We start from the raw sequence: 16,920 nt of genomic DNA on the forward strand, positions 1-16,920 counted from the left end.
GACTGGGTGTGCTGCGACGCTCGCGTGTAAAAGCTCGATTTTACGGGCTCGATGGCTGCCGGCGTGGCGCAACCGCACCGTGGCGGGTCAGCGCTTTCGCAACTTGGCACGCCACGCCCACAAAACCAAGCCCAAAGCCCACAGCCAGAGGGGCCACAGACCCAGCCGGGAGACCCACCAGACGTAGGGCGTAACACCGGTTCGACCCTCCACCTCACCCACCAGAACCGCCCGGGTATCGCGTGCCGCGGCGGCAACGATGGTGCCCCGGTGGTCGACTATGGCGGTCACGCCGGTATTGGTTGCAAGAACAAGAGGACGTTCAAACTCCTTCGCCCGCATCCGTGCGATCTGCAGGTGCTGGTCCATCGCCAGACTGTTGCCGAACCAGGCGAGGTTGCTGACGTTGACGAAGATGCTGGGGGTCAGCGCCGGGTCGGCAAATTGCTGCGCCAGTTCCTCGCCAAACAGATCTTCGTAACAGATGTTGGGCGCCAGTTTTTGCCCCTGCCAGTCGAAGGGCGCCTGCTTGACGGCGCCGCGATTGAAGTCGCCCAGCGGGATGTTCATCATGGCGGTGAACCATTTGAAAAACGGCGGAATGAACTCACCAAACGGCACCAGATGCTGTTTGTCATAGCGCCAGGGCTGCGCCTGCCCTGGTTTCAGCCCCACCACCGAGTTGGTGTAACCCTGCTGGTAGTTGCCCAGAGGTGAACCGATCAGGGCCGCCTGCTGGCCTGTGCCAAAACGTTGTTGCAGCGCTTCCCAATAATCCGGCGGCAGCTGTTGCGGCAGCACCGGAATGGCGGTTTCAGGCGCAATCACCAGTGCCGTGCGGCTGCTTTGCAGTTGCTCCGCATACCACTGCAAGGCCTGCCGCACACCGGTGCTGGCCTCAAATTTTTCGTCCTGGGCAATATTGCCTTGCAATAGCGTGACACTCAGGCGACCACTGGCCGTTGACAGCTCGGGTGCCAACATTGAGTAGGCGAACGGCCACCCCAGCAGCGCCAGCGCAGCCGCCAGAGCGAGCACCCGATCGCGCCAGGGGCCACCTTGCCACGCTTGCACCAGTGTCATGGCCAGCCACGCCGACAGCGCGCACATGCCATAGACACCCAGCCAGGGCGCGTAGCCGGCCAACGGCCCGTCGACCTGCGCGTAACCCGAGGCACCCCACCCAAAACCGGTCAGCCAAGTGCCACGCGCCAATTCGGCCAGCAGCCACAGCGCTGCAAAAACAGTGGCGACCCAGGCCTTGCCGGCAGGCGCCAGAGCGACAAACAGGGCGCTGGCCGCAGCGTAGTACAAGGCCAGCAGAGCGCTCAGTGCCAGTACCGCCAGGGCTGCCAGAGGGGCGGGCAGGCCACCATAAGTGTGCAGCGAGACAAAAGTCCAGCCGACGCTGCCGAGCAACCAGGCAGTGCCGAACAACCAACCCGACAGCGCCGCCTGACGCCAGCTTCGGGTGCCCCGTAGCTGGCACACCAACAGCGCCAATGCCAGCCACTGAAGCCACCAAACCGGCTGACCGGGACGCAAGCCCGGCAGTTGCAAGGAGACGGACAGCGGCCAGGCCATGCTGGCCGCCTGGGCTGCGCCTGCCAGCAAGGCCAGCGCCATTCGCAACAGGCTGGGCCAGCGGTTCTGAGCGTTAAGAGGATTCATCAACCACGGGTGAAACCTTGAACCATTTGACGGCACCACCTTTGGTGTGCAGCACCACAAAATCGAGCCCGGCCAGCGTATACCGCTCGCCACGCTTGGGAACGTGCCCCATCTCATGGGCAATCAGACCGCCAATCGTGTCAAACTGGTCCTGCGGGTCGGTGCTGGTCAGCTTGACGCCAAAGGCATCGTCGACACGCGCTATCGTGGTGTCTCCGCTGACGCGGTAACTGCGATCCGCCAGACCATAAATATCGCCCTCGTCCTCGGCAATATCGAACTCATCCTCGATCTCGCCGACGATTTGCTCCAGTACGTCCTCAATCGTGATGAGGCCGGCAACGCGTCCGAATTCGTCGATCACGATGGCCTGATGGTTGCGGTTGCCCTGGAATTCACGCAGCAAATCGTTCAGCCCCTTGCTTTCCGGCACGAACACGGCGGGACGCAGCAAGGCCCGAATATTGAGTTCGGGGGCGCGCTGCAACTTGAGCAAGTCCTTGGCCAGCAGGACGCCAATGATGTTTTCGCGCTCACCCTGGTAGACCGGAAAGCGTGAGTGCGCGGTGTCGATCACGCCATGCAGCATGGCATCGTAGGGCTCGTCGATATTGACCAGATCCATGCGAGTGGCGGGCACCATCACGTCACCCGCCGTCAAATCGGCCATGCGGATCACGCCTTCCAGCATGACCCGCGAATCGGCGCCGATGATGTGGTTTTCTTCCGCCTCGGCCAGGGTCGCGATCAACTCCGCGGTGGAGTCCGGCCCCGGGTGAATGAACTCAGCCAGTTTTTGCAGAAACGTGCGTTTGTCTTCTCGGTCAGGATGTCGCGCAGGATGGGGGTCTGACACAGTGGGAAAAGCAGGACATGCGGTTGTTGACGACCCTAAAGGATAGCGGATTGGCGTGACCCCCTGGTGGCCGGCCTCCCCGGCTGCCTCACTTCGGGCAGCTGCGCTGTGCCTCCTGCACATCGCGGCGGATCGCCTGCACCCCGGCCAGCACGTCCCAGAACTGCTTGGCCTGGACCTTGATGTGGTAGTCGGTCTGCGCCACCTGTTCAGCCAGCAACTCGGTCAAACGGCTGTCGAAAGTAGCCGGCTGAAGTTGCAGATGGGCCTCCGATTCAGAGCCATCGCGCACCACTGTGGCGCCGGCGTTGCGGGCAATTTTCAGCATGGCGGCGTTTTCGCTCAGGGCGTAAATGAACAGCCGGCTGATGCCCTCGTTGCGCGCATGCATGGCGGCCCGGTCAAACAGGCGCGCGCCGTAACCGCGGCCACGGGCCGACTTCGATACCGACACGCCAAACTCGGCGCCAACAGTCAGTTTGCTGTCGACGGAAAAGGCCAGATGTGCCATGGCAATCAACTCGAGGCGTCGGTTGTAGATGCCAAATATCTCATCACGCTCAAAATTCAGACTGTCGGCATAGCGCTGAACCTGGTCGTCGTTGGCGGTGAATCCAAAGCGCAGGTAACGGTCATGCGGCTCAAGCGCCAGCAGATGACGGGCGATGCGCCCACGATGATTGACACCCAGCGAGCGGATCGGTACCAGCACCGGCGTTCTGCGCTCCGTCGGTGCTGCCGTGCCTTCTGTCGGCGCGCACGACGGCGCCGACCCAGAGGGCAGCGGTGCCTGGATTAAATCGCTTGTTTCAACCATGGCTCCACTATAAGGGTTTTCCCTAGAGTGCTCCGCCCAAAGCACCAATCACCCTACAGCGGCAGCGCCGTCGTCGCCTTGACGCGATCCAGCACAAAGCTGGTTCTGCAATCCTGCACGCTGGGATGCTTGAGCAGCGTCTCCATCACGAAATGTGAGTACGCACTCATGTCTCTAACCAAGACCCTTAGGAAGTAGTCCATTTCACCACTCAAGGCATCGCACTCAACGACTTCGGGCCAAGTCTGAACGCTGGCGTAAAACAGATCGCGCGGATTGCGTTTATGGTTTTCCGTATTCTTCTCCAGCCGTACGTTGATGTGCGCCATCAGTCCAAGGCCCACGGCCTCCGGTTTCAACAGGGCGACGTAACGGTCGATGACAGCACTTTCTTCCAGGCGTTTCACGCGTCGCAACACGGCGCTGGGCGACAGACTGACGGTTTGTGCGATCTGGTCATAGGAAGCGCGTCCATTCGCCTGTAGGGTGCTCAAAATCAGCTTATCAAGCTTGTCTAATGTTTCCATCTTTTAAATTTTGCATTTTTATTGTGCTTTAGGCAATTCAGACCAAGCATCTGGCGGATCCCCTCTCTGCTTTTCAGTCCTGCTTCGGGGGAGGCAATATTCACCTCTTTCGTCCGCCGGATCTTGAAAACCGGCCAAATGGCATTATCATTAGCACTCGCGAGAGTTGAGTGCTAACAGACTTTTGATTCTGACGGAACTCTCTCTTCAAGCTATTGGACGCCAGATGGTTCTATTTGGTGTCCGTGTTTTAACCCTCCATTTCAAATCCAAGGAGATCCCATGAAACTTCGTCCTCTGCATGATCGCGTGATTGTCAAACGCGTGGAAAACGAAACCAAGACCGCCTCTGGCATCGTCATTCCCGACAGTGCCGCCGAAAAGCCTGATCAAGGTGAAGTGCTGGCCGTGGGCCCTGGCAAAAAGAACGACAAAGGCGAATTGAGCCCCATGGCGGTCAAGGTCGGCGATCGCGTGTTGTTCGGCAAATACAGCGGTCAAACCGTCAAGGTTGACGGCGATGAACTGCTCGTCATGAAGGAAGACGACCTGTTCGCAGTTGTCGAGAAGTAATTGCTACTGCGCGAACGCCATGCGTCGTTGCTCCGTGCTCGCAATCCTCACGTACAGAAGTACGTTCCGGTTTCTGCGCGCGGTGCGCCTGGCCTGACGTCCGCTCGCTACGCAATTCTTTTCTCGTCAATAGTCATCTGTTAAGCATTTATTAAATTTCTGGAGAATCCAACATGGCAGCAAAAGACGTTATTTTCGGCGGCGAAGCCCGCGCCCGCATGGTCGAGGGTGTGAACATCCTGGCCAACGCAGTCAAGGTAACCCTAGGCCCGAAAGGCCGCAATGTGGTGCTGGAGCGCTCTTTCGGCGCCCCCACCGTGACCAAGGACGGTGTGTCCGTGGCCAAGGAAATCGAACTCAAGGACAAGCTGCAGAACATGGGCGCGCAGATGGTCAAGGAAGTCGCTTCCAAGACTTCTGACATCGCTGGCGACGGCACCACCACCGCCACCGTGCTGGCGCAAGCCATCGTCCACGAAGGCATGAAATACGTGGCCGCCGGCATGAACCCGATGGACTTGAAGCGCGGCATCGACAAGGCTGTCACAGCCCTGGTTGCCGAACTGAAGAAGGCCTCCAAAGCCACCACCACGTCGAAGGAAATCGCTCAAGTCGGCTCCATTTCGGCCAACTCTGACGAAGCCATCGGCAAGATCATTGCCGATGCCATGGACAAGGTCGGCAAGGAAGGCGTGATCACCGTGGAAGACGGCAAGTCGCTGGACAGCGAACTCGACGTCGTCGAGGGCATGCAGTTCGACCGCGGTTACCTGTCGCCTTACTTCATCAACAATCCGGAAAAGCAAGCCGCTTTGCTGGACAACCCGTTCGTGCTGCTGTACGACAAGAAGATCAGCAACATCCGTGACCTGCTGCCGACACTGGAACAAGTCGCCAAGTCGGGCCGTCCGCTGCTGATCATCTCGGAAGATGTGGAAGGCGAAGCGCTGGCAACGTTGGTGGTCAACACCATCCGCGGCATCCTGAAGGTCGTGGCTGTCAAGGCTCCGGGTTTTGGCGACCGTCGCAAGGCCATGCTGGAAGACATCGCCATCCTGACCGGTGGCAAGGTCATCGCTGAAGAAGTCGGCCTGACACTGGAAAAAGTCACGCTGGCGGACCTCGGTTCGGCCAAGCGCGTCGAAGTGGGCAAGGAAAACACCATCATCATCGACGGTGCCGGCGCCGCTGCTGACATCGAAGCCCGCGTCAAGCAAGTGCGTGTGCAAATCGAGGAAGCCACCAGCGATTACGACCGCGAAAAACTGCAGGAGCGCGTGGCCAAGCTGGCTGGCGGTGTTGCCGTGATCAAGGTTGGCGCCGCCACCGAAGTCGAAATGAAGGAAAAGAAAGCCCGCGTCGAAGACGCACTGCACGCAACCCGTGCTGCGGTGGAAGAAGGCATTGTGGCCGGTGGCGGCGTAGCCCTGCTGCGCGCCAAGCAAGCCGCTGGCAAGATCAAGGGCGACAACGCCGACCAGGAAGCCGGCATCAAGCTGGTTCTGAAAGCGATCGAAGCGCCCCTGCGCGAAATCGTGTTCAACGCCGGTGGTGAAGCTTCGGTGGTCGTCAATGCGGTGCTGAGCGGCAAGGGCAACTACGGCTTCAACGCCGCCAACGACACCTATGGCGACATGATCGAAATGGGTATCCTGGACCCGACCAAAGTGACCCGCACGGCACTGCAAAACGCAGCCTCCGTGGCCGCTCTGATGCTGACGACCGAGTGCATGGTGGCCGAGGCTCCCAAGGCCGAAGGTGCTGGCGGCGGCATGGGTGGCATGGGCGGCGGCGACATGGGTGGTATGGGCGGCATGGGTGGTATGGGCATGTAATGCTCCTTGCCTGACGATCCAGGGCGTCGTTGCGGCGGCTTGCCGTACCTTTGGTACTGTCTGCGCCGCCGCGCCTAGCCCTGAATCGCCATGCTGCGTCGAGTCGCGTAATTGCTCTCGACACAAATTCAAAAACCCCGCAGAGCGCGAGCCTTGCGGGGTTTTTGTTATTACTGACTTTTTGAACGCTTGCGCACCATTGACCGCGGCTACGCGTCAACTTGTTCTAAAAATAGTAGCGAACCAGCGCCTGCCAGGCCTGTTGTTGCGGGGCGGCACCGTACTCGCTGCCGGCAGTACCGCTGTTGACTTGCCACTGCAATGCCAGGTCGGCACGATCCCAGTGATAACGCGCTTCCAGCCATGACAGGCGGCTACGGTCGGCGACGTTCAAACGCAGCATGGCACTCAAGTCGAGACGATTGACCATGGCGTCCCGCCAAAGCGCGTACAAAAACGCGGCCTGCCGGGTTGGCATCTCCTGCCTGTATTGAACCCACTGCCGGTATTGCCCGTAGGCCAGCGCCGAGCCACGCATCAGCGCCTTCCAGTTGTCCTCATCCAGCGCAGCACCGTTGTAGTCATACTCCAGCGTCAGCGAGAGCTTGTGCTGGGTGGTGTAGGTCAGGCCGGCCGCCAGGCGCTTGCGAAACGCCTCGTCGTCCGCCATTTGCAGGGCTTCAGACCATTGCGTGCGACTGCGTCCACCGGACCCTTCAACAAATACCACGCCAGCGTCACCCACCAGTGTCGTCAGGTTGAAACCAAGCTGCGGCGGCTGGTTGGCACCGCCATAAACCAGCCATTGCGGACTGAAGCCTTCCGTCAAACGCTGACTGATAGCCAGCAGCCAGCGATGCTGGTTGTTGGTGGCCCCCAGGTCGATACTGAATGGCGCCGCGTCGGGTTGTTCCGCCAGCTTGGGCGAATACAGCGCCGTCAATGAGCCACCGCTCCACAAGGTCTGGCCGCGCAGCATCACGCTGCCCATGCGGTTCTTCTTCAGACTGCCGGGGTCCACCGACACCAGCGAACGGATGGCCCCGCCGCGCAGAAAATCGGTCGGGTTGTAGCCGGTCGCCACGCCATGGCGCGCGTTGATGCGGCCCAGGTCGACGATCCGGTCTTCCTGCAGTTGCCAACTCAGGTAGGCTTCCTTGAGCGTATTGATGCCGCGTTGATCGCTGCCCTGCGCCGGCCAGGTCACATCCCAGCGATCCGCCAAGACGGCGCGCCAGCCCGGCGCGAAAGACTTGTCAAACTGCATATCCAGGGATAGCCGCTGGTTGGAAGTCGCTGCGCTGCCGTTGCGCAGTGTCGACTGGCCCAACGCGGCTTCCGCATACCACTGCCAGTCGCTGGCGGCTTTGACGCTGCTGGGCGTGCTGTCGGCCAGCGACAATGCGTCCGCATCATCGGCCTGGACGGGCAGTGGCAACCCGGCCAGGGCGAGCAGCAGCATCGGGATCGGCAAACGCCTCCAGCCACGCCAGACTGCGCCAGTTGAAGCCTTGCCCGGATACACAACGCTGCGCATGATCAAGGCAGCTACTCGGGCTTGAAGCGCGGCAGGTAATCGCGCTGCAGCCAGACGTCTGGCACATCGCGTTTGACCCAATCGGAAAAGCGCATCACCGTCACCCAATTCGGATCCAGCCCGTCGATGATCACGGTCTCGGTCGGCCGCTCCTGTCCAAGCTGCTTTTGGTAATGACGGAAATAAGCGGTTTTCAGCAGCTTGCCGCTCTCGGCATAGAAGCGCGCCTTGATCGGTTGGTTGTTGCTGGTGTCGATCCAGATTTCGATGTGGTGATAGCTGACATCCGGCGTCAGCGCGGCCAGCGTCAGTTTGTAGCAGTGGCGCAGCTTGCGCTCGCCGTCCTGCATCTCTTCTTCGCCCGCCTGCGTGGCCTGGTAATCCTTGGCCAGATTGACGGTGACCACATCGCCGTTGGAGGCCTGCCCGAGCAGCCGCTGCTGCGGCGACAGGCGGATGCTGGCCTTGTTGGCTGGGTCGTAAAACCACAAGTCCTTGCCGCTGTAAAGCATCAGCTTATTGGCATCGCGCGCCGGCTGCACAAAACGGACCAGGCTGCGGAACTGGCTGCTGCTTTTGTCCGCCTTCGAGTAGATAGCCAGCGTGCTGGTATCAGTCTGCTTGCCGTTTCGGTATTCGATCAGCGTGTTGGTCAGGCCGAACGGATAGTCCGGGTTGCGCACGGCATCGCTGGCGGCGAGGATTTCCTGGGCGCTGGGCGTGGCCTGGGCCGGCCCCAGGCAGATGCCCAGACAAAGCAACAGCATCGATCCGATGGTCAGTGGTCGCATGTTCGTCCTCGCTTCTTTTCCTTATCACTCAGACATGTCGCAGTGCATCGACAATCATCAGCTTTGAAGCCCGGTTGGCCGGCCACCAGGCCGAAATCATCGCCACCACGATCAGGCCGACAGCACTCTCGAAAATCAGTCCCAGATCGCCCCAGACCCGCACCTTGACCGGATAGGCGTACACATAGCCGGGCGGCGTCCAGGTCAAGCCGCTGTGGTTGATCAGGCTTGCGACCAGCAAGGCCGTGAGCACGCCAAGCACCGCACCGATCAGCCCCAACAGCAACCCTTCGCACATGAAAAGAGAGCGGATGCCCGCGCGGCGCTGGCCGATGGCGCGCAAGGTGCCGATTTCGACGGTGCGTTCCACCACCGCCATGCTCATGGTGTTGCCGACGGTGAACAGCACAATGACACCGATCAGGGCGGCAATGAAGCCGAACACGGAATCGAAAAATTGAACCGATTGGCCATAGATCGGCGCCAGCGTTTCGAAGTCCAGCACCTCAAGCGGTGCTTCTTTCAAGGTGGTCGCCAACAACTGTTCCAGCCGTGCTCTGGCGGCGGCAATTTGGAAAGTGTGCTGCAACTGGATCTGGATCGCCGTGACCTGCGGCGGCGCGGCGCCGAAGACCAGCCGTTGCGCCTGGGCCAAATGCATGACCAGGACGGTGTCATCGAATTCCTTGAAGCCCCAGTTTTCGGCCTTCACGACGTTCAGGCTGACGACGTTGGGCGCGCCATGCACGTTGGCCGCCAGCATTTCGATGCCGGTCGGGCTGGTCTGGCTGGCGCGCGACGCCGCGCTTGCCTCGAGAGCGGAAAGGGCCGTAATGTCATCCGGTGCGGCACGCGCATCGCCAGCCGATGGCACTGGTGCGGCTGGGCAGTTGTCGACTTTGAGCGGCAGGCACAATTGCAGCATTCGGGCCACGCCAGTGCCGATGACAACCGCGTCCGGACTGGTACCGGTCAAAGCGAACTGCGGCGAGTAGCTCAGGCTGCCGTAATCGTCCCATTGGCGCAGCTGATTTTGTTCTCCCACCACGATGCCCGAGGCAATCACATTCTTCGACACGCCGGCCGCGAAATTGCCCGCGATGCCGCCAAGTTGCAGCTTTGGCGTCACCACGGTCAACATCGGCGCCAACACCGGATCGAGCTTCACAACATCGATGATGCGCTGATAGTCAGGGATGCCATAGGCGGCTGGATTGCCGCTGCCATAAAGAAAGTAGTTTTTGTGCTGGATTTGCAGATGACCGTGCATTTGCACATAGCCGGTCTGCAAGGCGTAAATTGAATTGCGGCTGTAACCGCCAAATATCAGAATGGCGCCCAGGCCTATCATCATGGCCAGCAGAGTGGTCAGCGAGCGGCGACGGTTGCGCAGCAAATTGCGCAGGGCAAGTAAAAAAGTGTTCATGCGCCGGCCTCCACCAAGTCGGTGTTTCGCTCGACATGGGTGATGCGGCCATCACGGATGAATACGGCATCGTCCGCTTCCGCCTGCACCTGCGGGTCGTGCGAGGAAAACACAAAAGACACATGGTGCTGGCGCTGCATCTGGCGCATCAGCGCAATGATGGCGGCACCGGTTTGACTGTCCAGATTGGCGGTCGGCTCGTCGGCCAGCACCAGTTGCGGCGCGGGGGCCAGCGCGCGCGCAATCGCCACCCGTTGCCGCTGACCGCCGGACAGTTGCCCCGGGCGGTGGTTGGCCTTGTCGGCGAGCCCGACAGCATCCAGCAATGCCAGCACACGCTCCCGGCGCTGCGCCGCCGCCAGCTTGGCCAGCAGTAACGGGTATTCAACGTTTTCATACGCCGTCAAAACCGGCAGCAGGTTGAAATTTTGAAAAATGAAACCGAGATGGTGAGCCCGAAAATCGGACAAGGCGTCGTCCGACAGGCTGCGTATCGATTGGCCGGCGACGATGACCTCGCCCTGATCGGGCCGGTCGATGCAGCCGATCAAGTTCAATAAAGTCGTCTTGCCGCTGCCGGACGGGCCGGAGATCACGGTGAAGCAGTTGGGACGGATTGCAAGATTGATGTCGCACAGGGCCGGCACACCCACCGAATCGAGATGGTAAGTCTTGCTGACCTGCTTCAGGATAACTGTATGCATGGCACTTTAGCGAGTAGGTATTGGCGAATAAAAGCTCAACTGACACTGCAGCGTTACCGGCTTCTCCGGTGGCAAGCACGCTCCAACCACCGGCGCAGTGTGCCACTCCCGGGACGGCGTGTATAGAACGATTTCGACATACTGCCTGCGCTAGACTGCGACTATGAGTCTCCCCCATGATCAGGGAAATCAAGTCGCGACGGGGACGCTGCCGCACAGCGCACTGATCGCACCTCGCTTGTCTCTTTCGTCCTGCGTGCGGGCCTATCTGACGCGAAGCACGCTGGGAGCCAATCTGCGCCCTGATCAGCGGAACAATTACTTCCCGGCCTCGCCTCTGTGTGGCATCACTTGGGTACTGCAGGGCGAAGCGCAGCTCATTCGTCGTGGCAACGAATGGGTCAGCGAGCCGGTGCCGACGGTTTCCTTCGCCGGTCCCCACACCGTACCCGTGGTCCACGCCAACCCCGGACCGGTCCAGGCGTTTATGCTGGCGCTCATGCCGCAGGCCCTGCGGGCCATGGCCGGTGTGAACATCGCTTGCCACGTCAACCGAATTGTGCCGATCAGCAGCGTTCTGGATGCATCCTGGCAGGCCATGGCGGGGGCGGTGCTGGGGGCGAGCGACGATGCTGCGCGGGTGCAAGTGATCGAGGCGTTTCTGGAGCCACGCTGGCGCGCCGTGCGCCAAACTGCGTTGCCCAGGACGGATCGTTACCGCTACTGGGTGGAGGGGCTGGCACTCCAGGCGGCCAGCTCGGGCATCGGTAAAAGCCTGCGACAGATGGAGCGCCGGATCAAGCAAAAAGCCGGTTTGCCCTTGCGCGAGCTGCGAAGTCTGGCACGGGCTGAAGAATCGTTTCTCAACACGCGCACAAACGCTGCCTCTGGCGCAAGGAATTACCAACTCAATTGGGCCACCCTGGCGGCTGACGGCGGCTTTGCCGACCAATCCCATCTGTGCCGCGAAACGCGCCGCATGTCAGGCCTGAGCCCGAATGAGTTGAAAAAAGCGATTCAAGAAGACGAGAGTTTTTGGGCCTATCGGATCTGGTCCTGACAAGGCCTTGAAACCGCCCCCCTCGCGGCAAATAATCGGCCATCCTGCGTAGCTGAAAAATCGATCCGGACAGGAAATTCAAGTATCGCGGGCCAAGAATCAAATCAATTCAAAGGCGCACTGATTTCAAACATTGCGGCCGCTGTCCCCAACAGGTTGACTTGGACCGACCAACCCGGCTTGAATTCATAGGCCAAACCAAATATCAAGCCGGGTGAAAAACCCTTGTAGTTCAAAGGCACTTTATTTTTAAAGGAATCCACGTAGCCATAGATCAACCCGGCCGTCCATTTGAACGCCAGCGGCTTGACGCCGCCGATCGAACGATAGACACGGCCCCAGGGGTAGATATACAAGCTTTCTTGCCCAAATGAATTTCTAAAAAGTGTGATGCCGTCAAGGCTGGTGTCGACGTACTCTCGCTCCAAGCCAATCATCACCACATCTTTGTGCTCGGCATCGAACGTGTAATGGTGGGTATACGGACTAAATTGCAGTCGTAACACATTGCCCTTGGCCGCGTCGGGCGCAGCCTCTTGCTGCGCCAGCGCACTGCCAGCGAGGTGGGCCACAATCAGGCCCAAGGCGATGCGGATGCGTGTTTTCAAAGGTAACAATGCGAAATTGTTCATGCGGCGACTGTTGAGTGTAACTTCTGTGGATTTGAGGACTACCCTGACGTGGGCTTGTTTGCTGCGTCTGATCTTGTTGTTTTCACTTCTGTCAATCACCAGTTGCGCATGGCTCGATGGCGAACAACGTCAGATCATCTACCGCCCGACGCAGGGTGTGCCGACAGACTTTATGGGCCTTCGTTCCGGTGACGAACGCTACTTTGTCAACGTGCCGCCAACCGGCCACAACCCGATCGATGCGGTTGATGCCGTGCAGCGTGTCGAAATCTGGTGGTTACCCCATGCCAACAAAAACGCGCCCACTTTGCTGTATTTTCACGGCACGTTTCGCACCCTTTTCCAGAACATGCGCAAGATCGAAGCCTTGCGCGAGGCCGGCTTTGCCGTATTGGCGGTGGAATACCGTGGTTGGGGACTGAGCACGCCGATCACGCCTTCAGAGCAAACCATTTTGCAGGATGCCGCTGTAGCCTGGGCTGAACTACAGCGTCGCGAGCCACACGCCGGACAGCGGGTGATCTACGGCCACTCCATGGGCAGTGGCGTGGCGGTTGATCTGGCCAGCCGCCTGCAACCCAGATTGGACTACGGCGCGCTGATTTTGGAGTCGGCCTTTACCAGCTTCGCCGATGTGGCGCGCGAGGGTGGCCTTATCCTGCAATTTCTCAGCTACCTGAACAACGAACGCTTTGCCTCCATTGAAAAAATAGCGCTGGTAGGCGCGCCTCTGCTGATGATCCACGGCAGCGCCGACAGCACGATTCCCGTGCGTCTGGGTGAGAAGTTGTTCGCGGCAGCCAATCCTCCAAAACTATGGCTCGGCATTGAAGCTGGCGCGCACAGTGATCTGGACCAAGTGGGTCACGCGCAGTACCAGGCGACGCTCCGCAGCTTTATAAAGAAATACCTTTCGGCCAAGCAAGTCCCCTGACAAGTCAATTCAGCTTGAGCGGCGCCAGCTGCTTGCGCGCAGTTGCCAATCAGCACACGCCCAAGCCAATCCCCCGGCCGGCTTTCAGGGGTTCCCTTGGTCTGGTTGATGGAGCAGGTTTCCCAGACTCCTGCGCAGTTGCTGCGCCGACACAAACTGGATGCCTTCCCAACCCAAGGCACAGGCAGCGTCAACATTGCCTTTCAGATCGTCGATCATCAGCGTCTGTGCCGGCGCCAGCGCGTAACGGGCTTGCAGCAGTTGGTAGATGGCAGGTTCCGGCTTGATGTGCTGCACGTCACCGGAAAAAATACCACCATCGAACCATTGCAAGAAGGTATGTTTTTGCTCCAGCGTACGGGCATAAGGAACCGGCATGTTGGAGAGAAAATACAGGCGCACGTCGCCCCGCAGACGGCGCCTTTCATCCAATTCGGCCAGCACGGCAACGCTGTCTTGCAGCGGGCGCAGTCGCTCGCCGATGCCCGCCACCAGGCCCCGCAGTTGCCGCGGCGGCAACGCCAATCGTTGCGCCGTGCGCCGGACCACGAGCTCCAGTGTGATCTGGCCGCGATCAAACGCATGCCAGTCCGCGTGACCGAACAGGGAGCGGGCCAAATGCTGCGCTGCCTGCGGCGTCGCCGTCAAATCAGGAAAGTGTTCTGCCAGCAACTGCGCCGGCTGCCAATCCACCAGCACCGCGCCGAAATCGAATACCAGGTTCATGCGTCTCAAGCTCCCGGTGAAAGCGGGGACAAGGCCTGCCGCAAACGGGCCCGCAAGGCGGGTGGCGCTGTGCGCGTGACTTTCACCTGGGGCGTGCCATGCCAGACGGCGCAACGCGTCAGCGCTTGCGCCAGCTCAACCACGGACGCGTCATTGATCTCAATTGCCGGTTCCAGAAACAAGGCCTTGACCTCGAACACGCCCAGCGCCCGATGCGCCTTGGCATCAAGCCGCCCAATCAGCTGACCCCGGTGCAGGATCGGCAACACAAAGTAGCCATAAGTGCGCTTGGCCTGCGGCGTATAGCACTCGATGCGGTAGTCGAAGCCAAACATGACGGCGGCACGCTCACGGTCCCACACCAGTGGGTCAAAAGGAGACAGCAGCGTGGTGTGGGTTGCGCTCAACTTCCCGGCCAGGGCTCTTTTCAGCAGCCCGGCATGGGCCGCATGCACATAGCCCGCCACCGACCAGCCTTGCACCTGGACACGCCGCACCAGACCTTGCTCCACCAGCGCGTCCAGATCGGCATCCTTGAGACGCGGTTTGAGGCGAAAGTAGTCATGCACCCAGCGCGCCTGCGTCACCCCCAACGCCAGGATCGCTTTTTCAATGAAGCGGCCGTGCACTTGCGCGGCCGCTGGCAACGCCATCGTCTTGATCGCCGGGCAGACCCGGTGCGCCAGGTCATAGACGCGCTGGAAGTTCTCGCGTCGTGCCACCATCAGTTCACCTTTGGCGAACAAGGCCTCCAGCCAGCGCTTCTCGTCCTTCCAACCCCACCAGCCGCCGCTCTGGCCGTCACCGCGCTCGAAATCGGAGGACTTGACCGGGCCGTTGGCCGCTATGTGCGCCAGCAACGCGTCGAGCTGTGCGCGCTGCTTCTCGTGGCTCTCTTCTCCTCTGGCAATCCCCCAATGGCGGCGGGTTTGCTGGTTGTAGCTGCGATGCAGCGCCAAGTGCTCGATCGGGGCAAAGCAGGCCTCATGGGCCCAAGTTTCGAACAGCGCGGCGCTGGCCAGAGCCTGGTCCAACCATTGCACAGGGTAGCTGCCCAAGCGGGAAAAAAGCACCACGTAAGGGCTGCGCGCCACCACATGAATGGTGTCGATCTGGAGCAATTGCATGCGCTCCAGGCAACGCCGCAGACTCAGGCGAGTGGCGGCCCGCTCGGGCGCCAGCAACAAACCCTGGGCCGCCAGTTGCAAATGGCGGGCCTGCGTCTGGCTTAACTCAAGCACTCGAATTCACCGGTCGTTCGAGCGCAGGCGCGACAACAAGCCCGCCGTGGAGCCATCGAGCCCCGCCAGATCGCCATGGGCCAGACGCAGTTCCAGGTCCTTGGCCAGCACCTTGCCCAGCTCGACACCCCATTGGTCGAAACTGTTGATGCCCCACAGCGAGCCGCTGACAAAGACACGGTGTTCCTGCAGGGCAATCAAGGCCCCCAGACTGGTGGGCGTGAGCTCGTCGAGCAGCAGGAAAGTACTGGGCCGGTTGCCGGGGAAGTTCTTGTGACCGCCCGCATCCATCTTGCCCAGCATCAGCGCCTGGGCCTGGGCCAGCACATTGGCCAGCAACAAGTCGTGATGCCCGGGCAATGGGTGCCTCGGTCTTTTGACCGCCACAAATTCCACCGGCACCACGTCGGTACCCTGGTGCAGCATCTGGAAATAAGCGTGCTGACCGTTGGTGCCGGGCTCACCCCACAGCACCGGCGAGGTGCCGTACGGTAGGGCCTCACCCTGTGCGTCGACCCGCTTGCCGTTGCTTTCCATCTCCAACTGCTGCAAATAGGCCGGCAGGCGGCGCAGGGCACTGTGATACGGTGCGATGGAGCGGCTGCCAAAGCTGTGGAAGTTGCGGTACCAGAGATCCAGCAAGCCCAGTCGCACCGGCAAATTGAGTTCCAGCGGTGCGTTGCGGAAGTGCTGGTCCATCGCATGCGCGCCGGCCAGAAATTGGCGAAAACCTTCGCCCCCAATGGCGATCGCCAGCGGCAGGCCGATGGCCGACCAGAGCGAATAGCGTCCCCCCACCCAGTCCCAGAAACCGAAGGTGGTAGCGATGCCAAAGGCCTTGGCGGCCGCCACATTGGTGGTCAGGGCGGCGAAGTGGCGCCCGATATCGGTCCCGCCCTGCGCTTCAAACCAGGCCTTGGCCGAGCGCGCGTTGGTCATGGTCTCCAGGGTGGTGAAGGTTTTGCTGGCAATCAAAAACAGCGTGCTCTCGGGTTTCAGGCGCTTGAGCAACGCCGCCAACTCATGCCCGTCGACGTTCGAGACGAAGTGAAAACGTTTGGCGCGCAACACGAAGTCATCCAGCGCCAGCACCGCCATTTGCGGACCCAGGTCGGAGCCACCGATGCCGATGTTGACGACGTCGGTGATTACCGGATCCGCGCGCACAGTCTGCGCGTAGGCCAGCATGGCATCCAGCGTGGCATGCACCTGGGCCAACTCGCTGGCCACGTTTTTCGTGGTTTCTGCTGAATCATCGGCTTTGGCCGGTAGTGGGGTTCTCAGCAGCCAATGCATCACCGCGCGTTGTTCGGTATTGTTGATCGCGGCGCCGGTGAACATGGCATCCCGATGCTGTTCCACGCCACACTGGCGTGCCAGCTCAAACAGCAGTTGTTGCGTCCGGCGGTCGATCAAGTTCTTGGACAGATCGGCGAAGACGTGGGGGGCACTCTGGCTGAAGGCCGCAAAGCGGTTGGCGTCGGCGGCAAAGGCGCTGCGCAGATCGAAGGCCTGCCCCTCTTGCTTGAATAAATTCTGGAGCGCACTCCAGGCGGCAGTACGGTCACAACGGATACGGGTCATGGGAAA

Annotated in this window: 16 protein-coding genes; 4 read left to right on the forward strand and 12 right to left on the reverse strand. The window is 60.5% G+C overall.

Annotated elements, in window-relative coordinates:
- Positions 1-87: 87 nt before the first annotated feature.
- The 4 genes from lnt to PHS32_RS01780 all read right to left on the reverse strand — a co-directional run bounded on the left by lnt (position 88) and on the right by PHS32_RS01780 (position 3,871).
- Positions 88-1,671, reverse strand: coding sequence for an apolipoprotein N-acyltransferase (lnt, locus tag PHS32_RS01765; RefSeq protein WP_301077034.1), 1,584 nt, complete (start codon positions 1,669-1,671; stop codon positions 88-90).
- Positions 1,658-2,527 (reverse strand): transporter associated domain-containing protein, encoded by an 870-nt coding sequence (locus PHS32_RS01770; RefSeq protein ID WP_301077035.1) that lies wholly within the window; start codon positions 2,525-2,527, stop codon positions 1,658-1,660. Before PHS32_RS01770 ends, lnt begins: the two co-directional genes overlap by 14 nt.
- A gap of 88 nt (positions 2,528-2,615) precedes the next feature.
- Entirely contained in the window at positions 2,616-3,344 is a 729-nt protein-coding gene (locus PHS32_RS01775; RefSeq protein ID WP_301077036.1) for a GNAT family N-acetyltransferase, read from the reverse strand.
- Between the two features lie 53 nt (positions 3,345-3,397).
- Positions 3,398-3,871, reverse strand: coding sequence for an Lrp/AsnC family transcriptional regulator (locus PHS32_RS01780; protein WP_301077037.1), 474 nt, complete (start codon positions 3,869-3,871; stop codon positions 3,398-3,400).
- A gap of 282 nt (positions 3,872-4,153) precedes the next feature.
- Between PHS32_RS01780 and groES the strand changes: the two genes are divergently transcribed.
- Both groES and groL read left to right on the forward strand, forming a co-directional pair.
- Positions 4,154-4,444 (forward strand): co-chaperone GroES, encoded by a 291-nt coding sequence (groES, locus tag PHS32_RS01785; RefSeq protein ID WP_301077038.1) that lies wholly within the window; start codon positions 4,154-4,156, stop codon positions 4,442-4,444.
- A gap of 173 nt (positions 4,445-4,617) precedes the next feature.
- Positions 4,618-6,279 (forward strand): chaperonin GroEL, encoded by a 1,662-nt coding sequence (gene groL / locus PHS32_RS01790; protein ID WP_301077039.1) that lies wholly within the window; start codon positions 4,618-4,620, stop codon positions 6,277-6,279.
- Between the two features lie 226 nt (positions 6,280-6,505).
- Here groL and PHS32_RS01795 read toward each other — a convergent pair whose 3' ends face one another.
- Genes PHS32_RS01795 through PHS32_RS01810 form a run of 4 tightly spaced genes read right to left on the reverse strand, consistent with a single transcriptional unit; the run spans position 6,506 to position 10,737 of the window.
- Positions 6,506-7,816 carry a hypothetical protein gene (locus PHS32_RS01795; RefSeq protein WP_301077040.1) on the reverse strand — a complete coding sequence of 437 codons (1,311 nt, stop codon included), beginning with the start codon at positions 7,814-7,816 and terminating at the stop codon, positions 6,506-6,508.
- Positions 7,817-7,827: 11 nt separating this feature from the next.
- Positions 7,828-8,583 carry an outer membrane lipoprotein-sorting protein gene (locus tag PHS32_RS01800; protein ID WP_301077082.1) on the reverse strand — a complete coding sequence of 252 codons (756 nt, stop codon included), beginning with the start codon at positions 8,581-8,583 and terminating at the stop codon, positions 7,828-7,830.
- Positions 8,584-8,635: 52 nt separating this feature from the next.
- Positions 8,636-10,033, reverse strand: coding sequence for an FtsX-like permease family protein (locus tag PHS32_RS01805; RefSeq protein ID WP_301077041.1), 1,398 nt, complete (start codon positions 10,031-10,033; stop codon positions 8,636-8,638).
- Positions 10,030-10,737 carry an ABC transporter ATP-binding protein gene (locus PHS32_RS01810; RefSeq protein WP_301077042.1) on the reverse strand — a complete coding sequence of 236 codons (708 nt, stop codon included), beginning with the start codon at positions 10,735-10,737 and terminating at the stop codon, positions 10,030-10,032. Before PHS32_RS01810 ends, PHS32_RS01805 begins: the two co-directional genes overlap by 4 nt.
- A 163-nt stretch (positions 10,738-10,900) precedes the next feature.
- Between PHS32_RS01810 and PHS32_RS01815 the strand changes: the two genes are divergently transcribed.
- Positions 10,901-11,797: an AraC family transcriptional regulator gene (locus PHS32_RS01815; RefSeq protein ID WP_301077043.1), complete on the forward strand. Its 897-nt coding sequence runs from the start codon at positions 10,901-10,903 to the stop codon at positions 11,795-11,797.
- Between the two features lie 104 nt (positions 11,798-11,901).
- Here PHS32_RS01815 and PHS32_RS01820 read toward each other — a convergent pair whose 3' ends face one another.
- Positions 11,902-12,429 carry a hypothetical protein gene (locus tag PHS32_RS01820; protein ID WP_301077044.1) on the reverse strand — a complete coding sequence of 176 codons (528 nt, stop codon included), beginning with the start codon at positions 12,427-12,429 and terminating at the stop codon, positions 11,902-11,904.
- Positions 12,430-12,502: 73 nt separating this feature from the next.
- Between PHS32_RS01820 and PHS32_RS01825 the strand changes: the two genes are divergently transcribed.
- Complete coding sequence (locus PHS32_RS01825) at positions 12,503-13,363, forward strand: alpha/beta hydrolase (protein WP_301077045.1); 861 nt, start codon at positions 12,503-12,505, stop codon at positions 13,361-13,363.
- A gap of 84 nt (positions 13,364-13,447) precedes the next feature.
- On the opposite strand, the gene PHS32_RS01830 is transcribed toward PHS32_RS01825, so the two are convergent.
- Genes PHS32_RS01830 through pgi form a run of 3 tightly spaced genes read right to left on the reverse strand, consistent with a single transcriptional unit; the run spans position 13,448 to position 16,914 of the window.
- Positions 13,448-14,089 (reverse strand): HAD family phosphatase, encoded by a 642-nt coding sequence (locus PHS32_RS01830; protein ID WP_301077046.1) that lies wholly within the window; start codon positions 14,087-14,089, stop codon positions 13,448-13,450.
- A gap of 5 nt (positions 14,090-14,094) precedes the next feature.
- Positions 14,095-15,330, reverse strand: a complete 1,236-nt coding sequence (locus PHS32_RS01835) for a crosslink repair DNA glycosylase YcaQ family protein (RefSeq protein ID WP_301077047.1) — start codon at positions 15,328-15,330, stop codon at positions 14,095-14,097.
- A gap of 6 nt (positions 15,331-15,336) precedes the next feature.
- Positions 15,337-16,914: a glucose-6-phosphate isomerase gene (pgi, locus tag PHS32_RS01840; RefSeq protein WP_301077048.1), complete on the reverse strand. Its 1,578-nt coding sequence runs from the start codon at positions 16,912-16,914 to the stop codon at positions 15,337-15,339.
- Between the last annotated feature and the right edge of the window lie 6 nt (positions 16,915-16,920).

It is taken from the genome of Rhodoferax sp. (genome assembly GCF_028714215.1).
Classification (GTDB): Bacteria; Pseudomonadota; Gammaproteobacteria; order Burkholderiales; family Burkholderiaceae_C; genus Rhodoferax.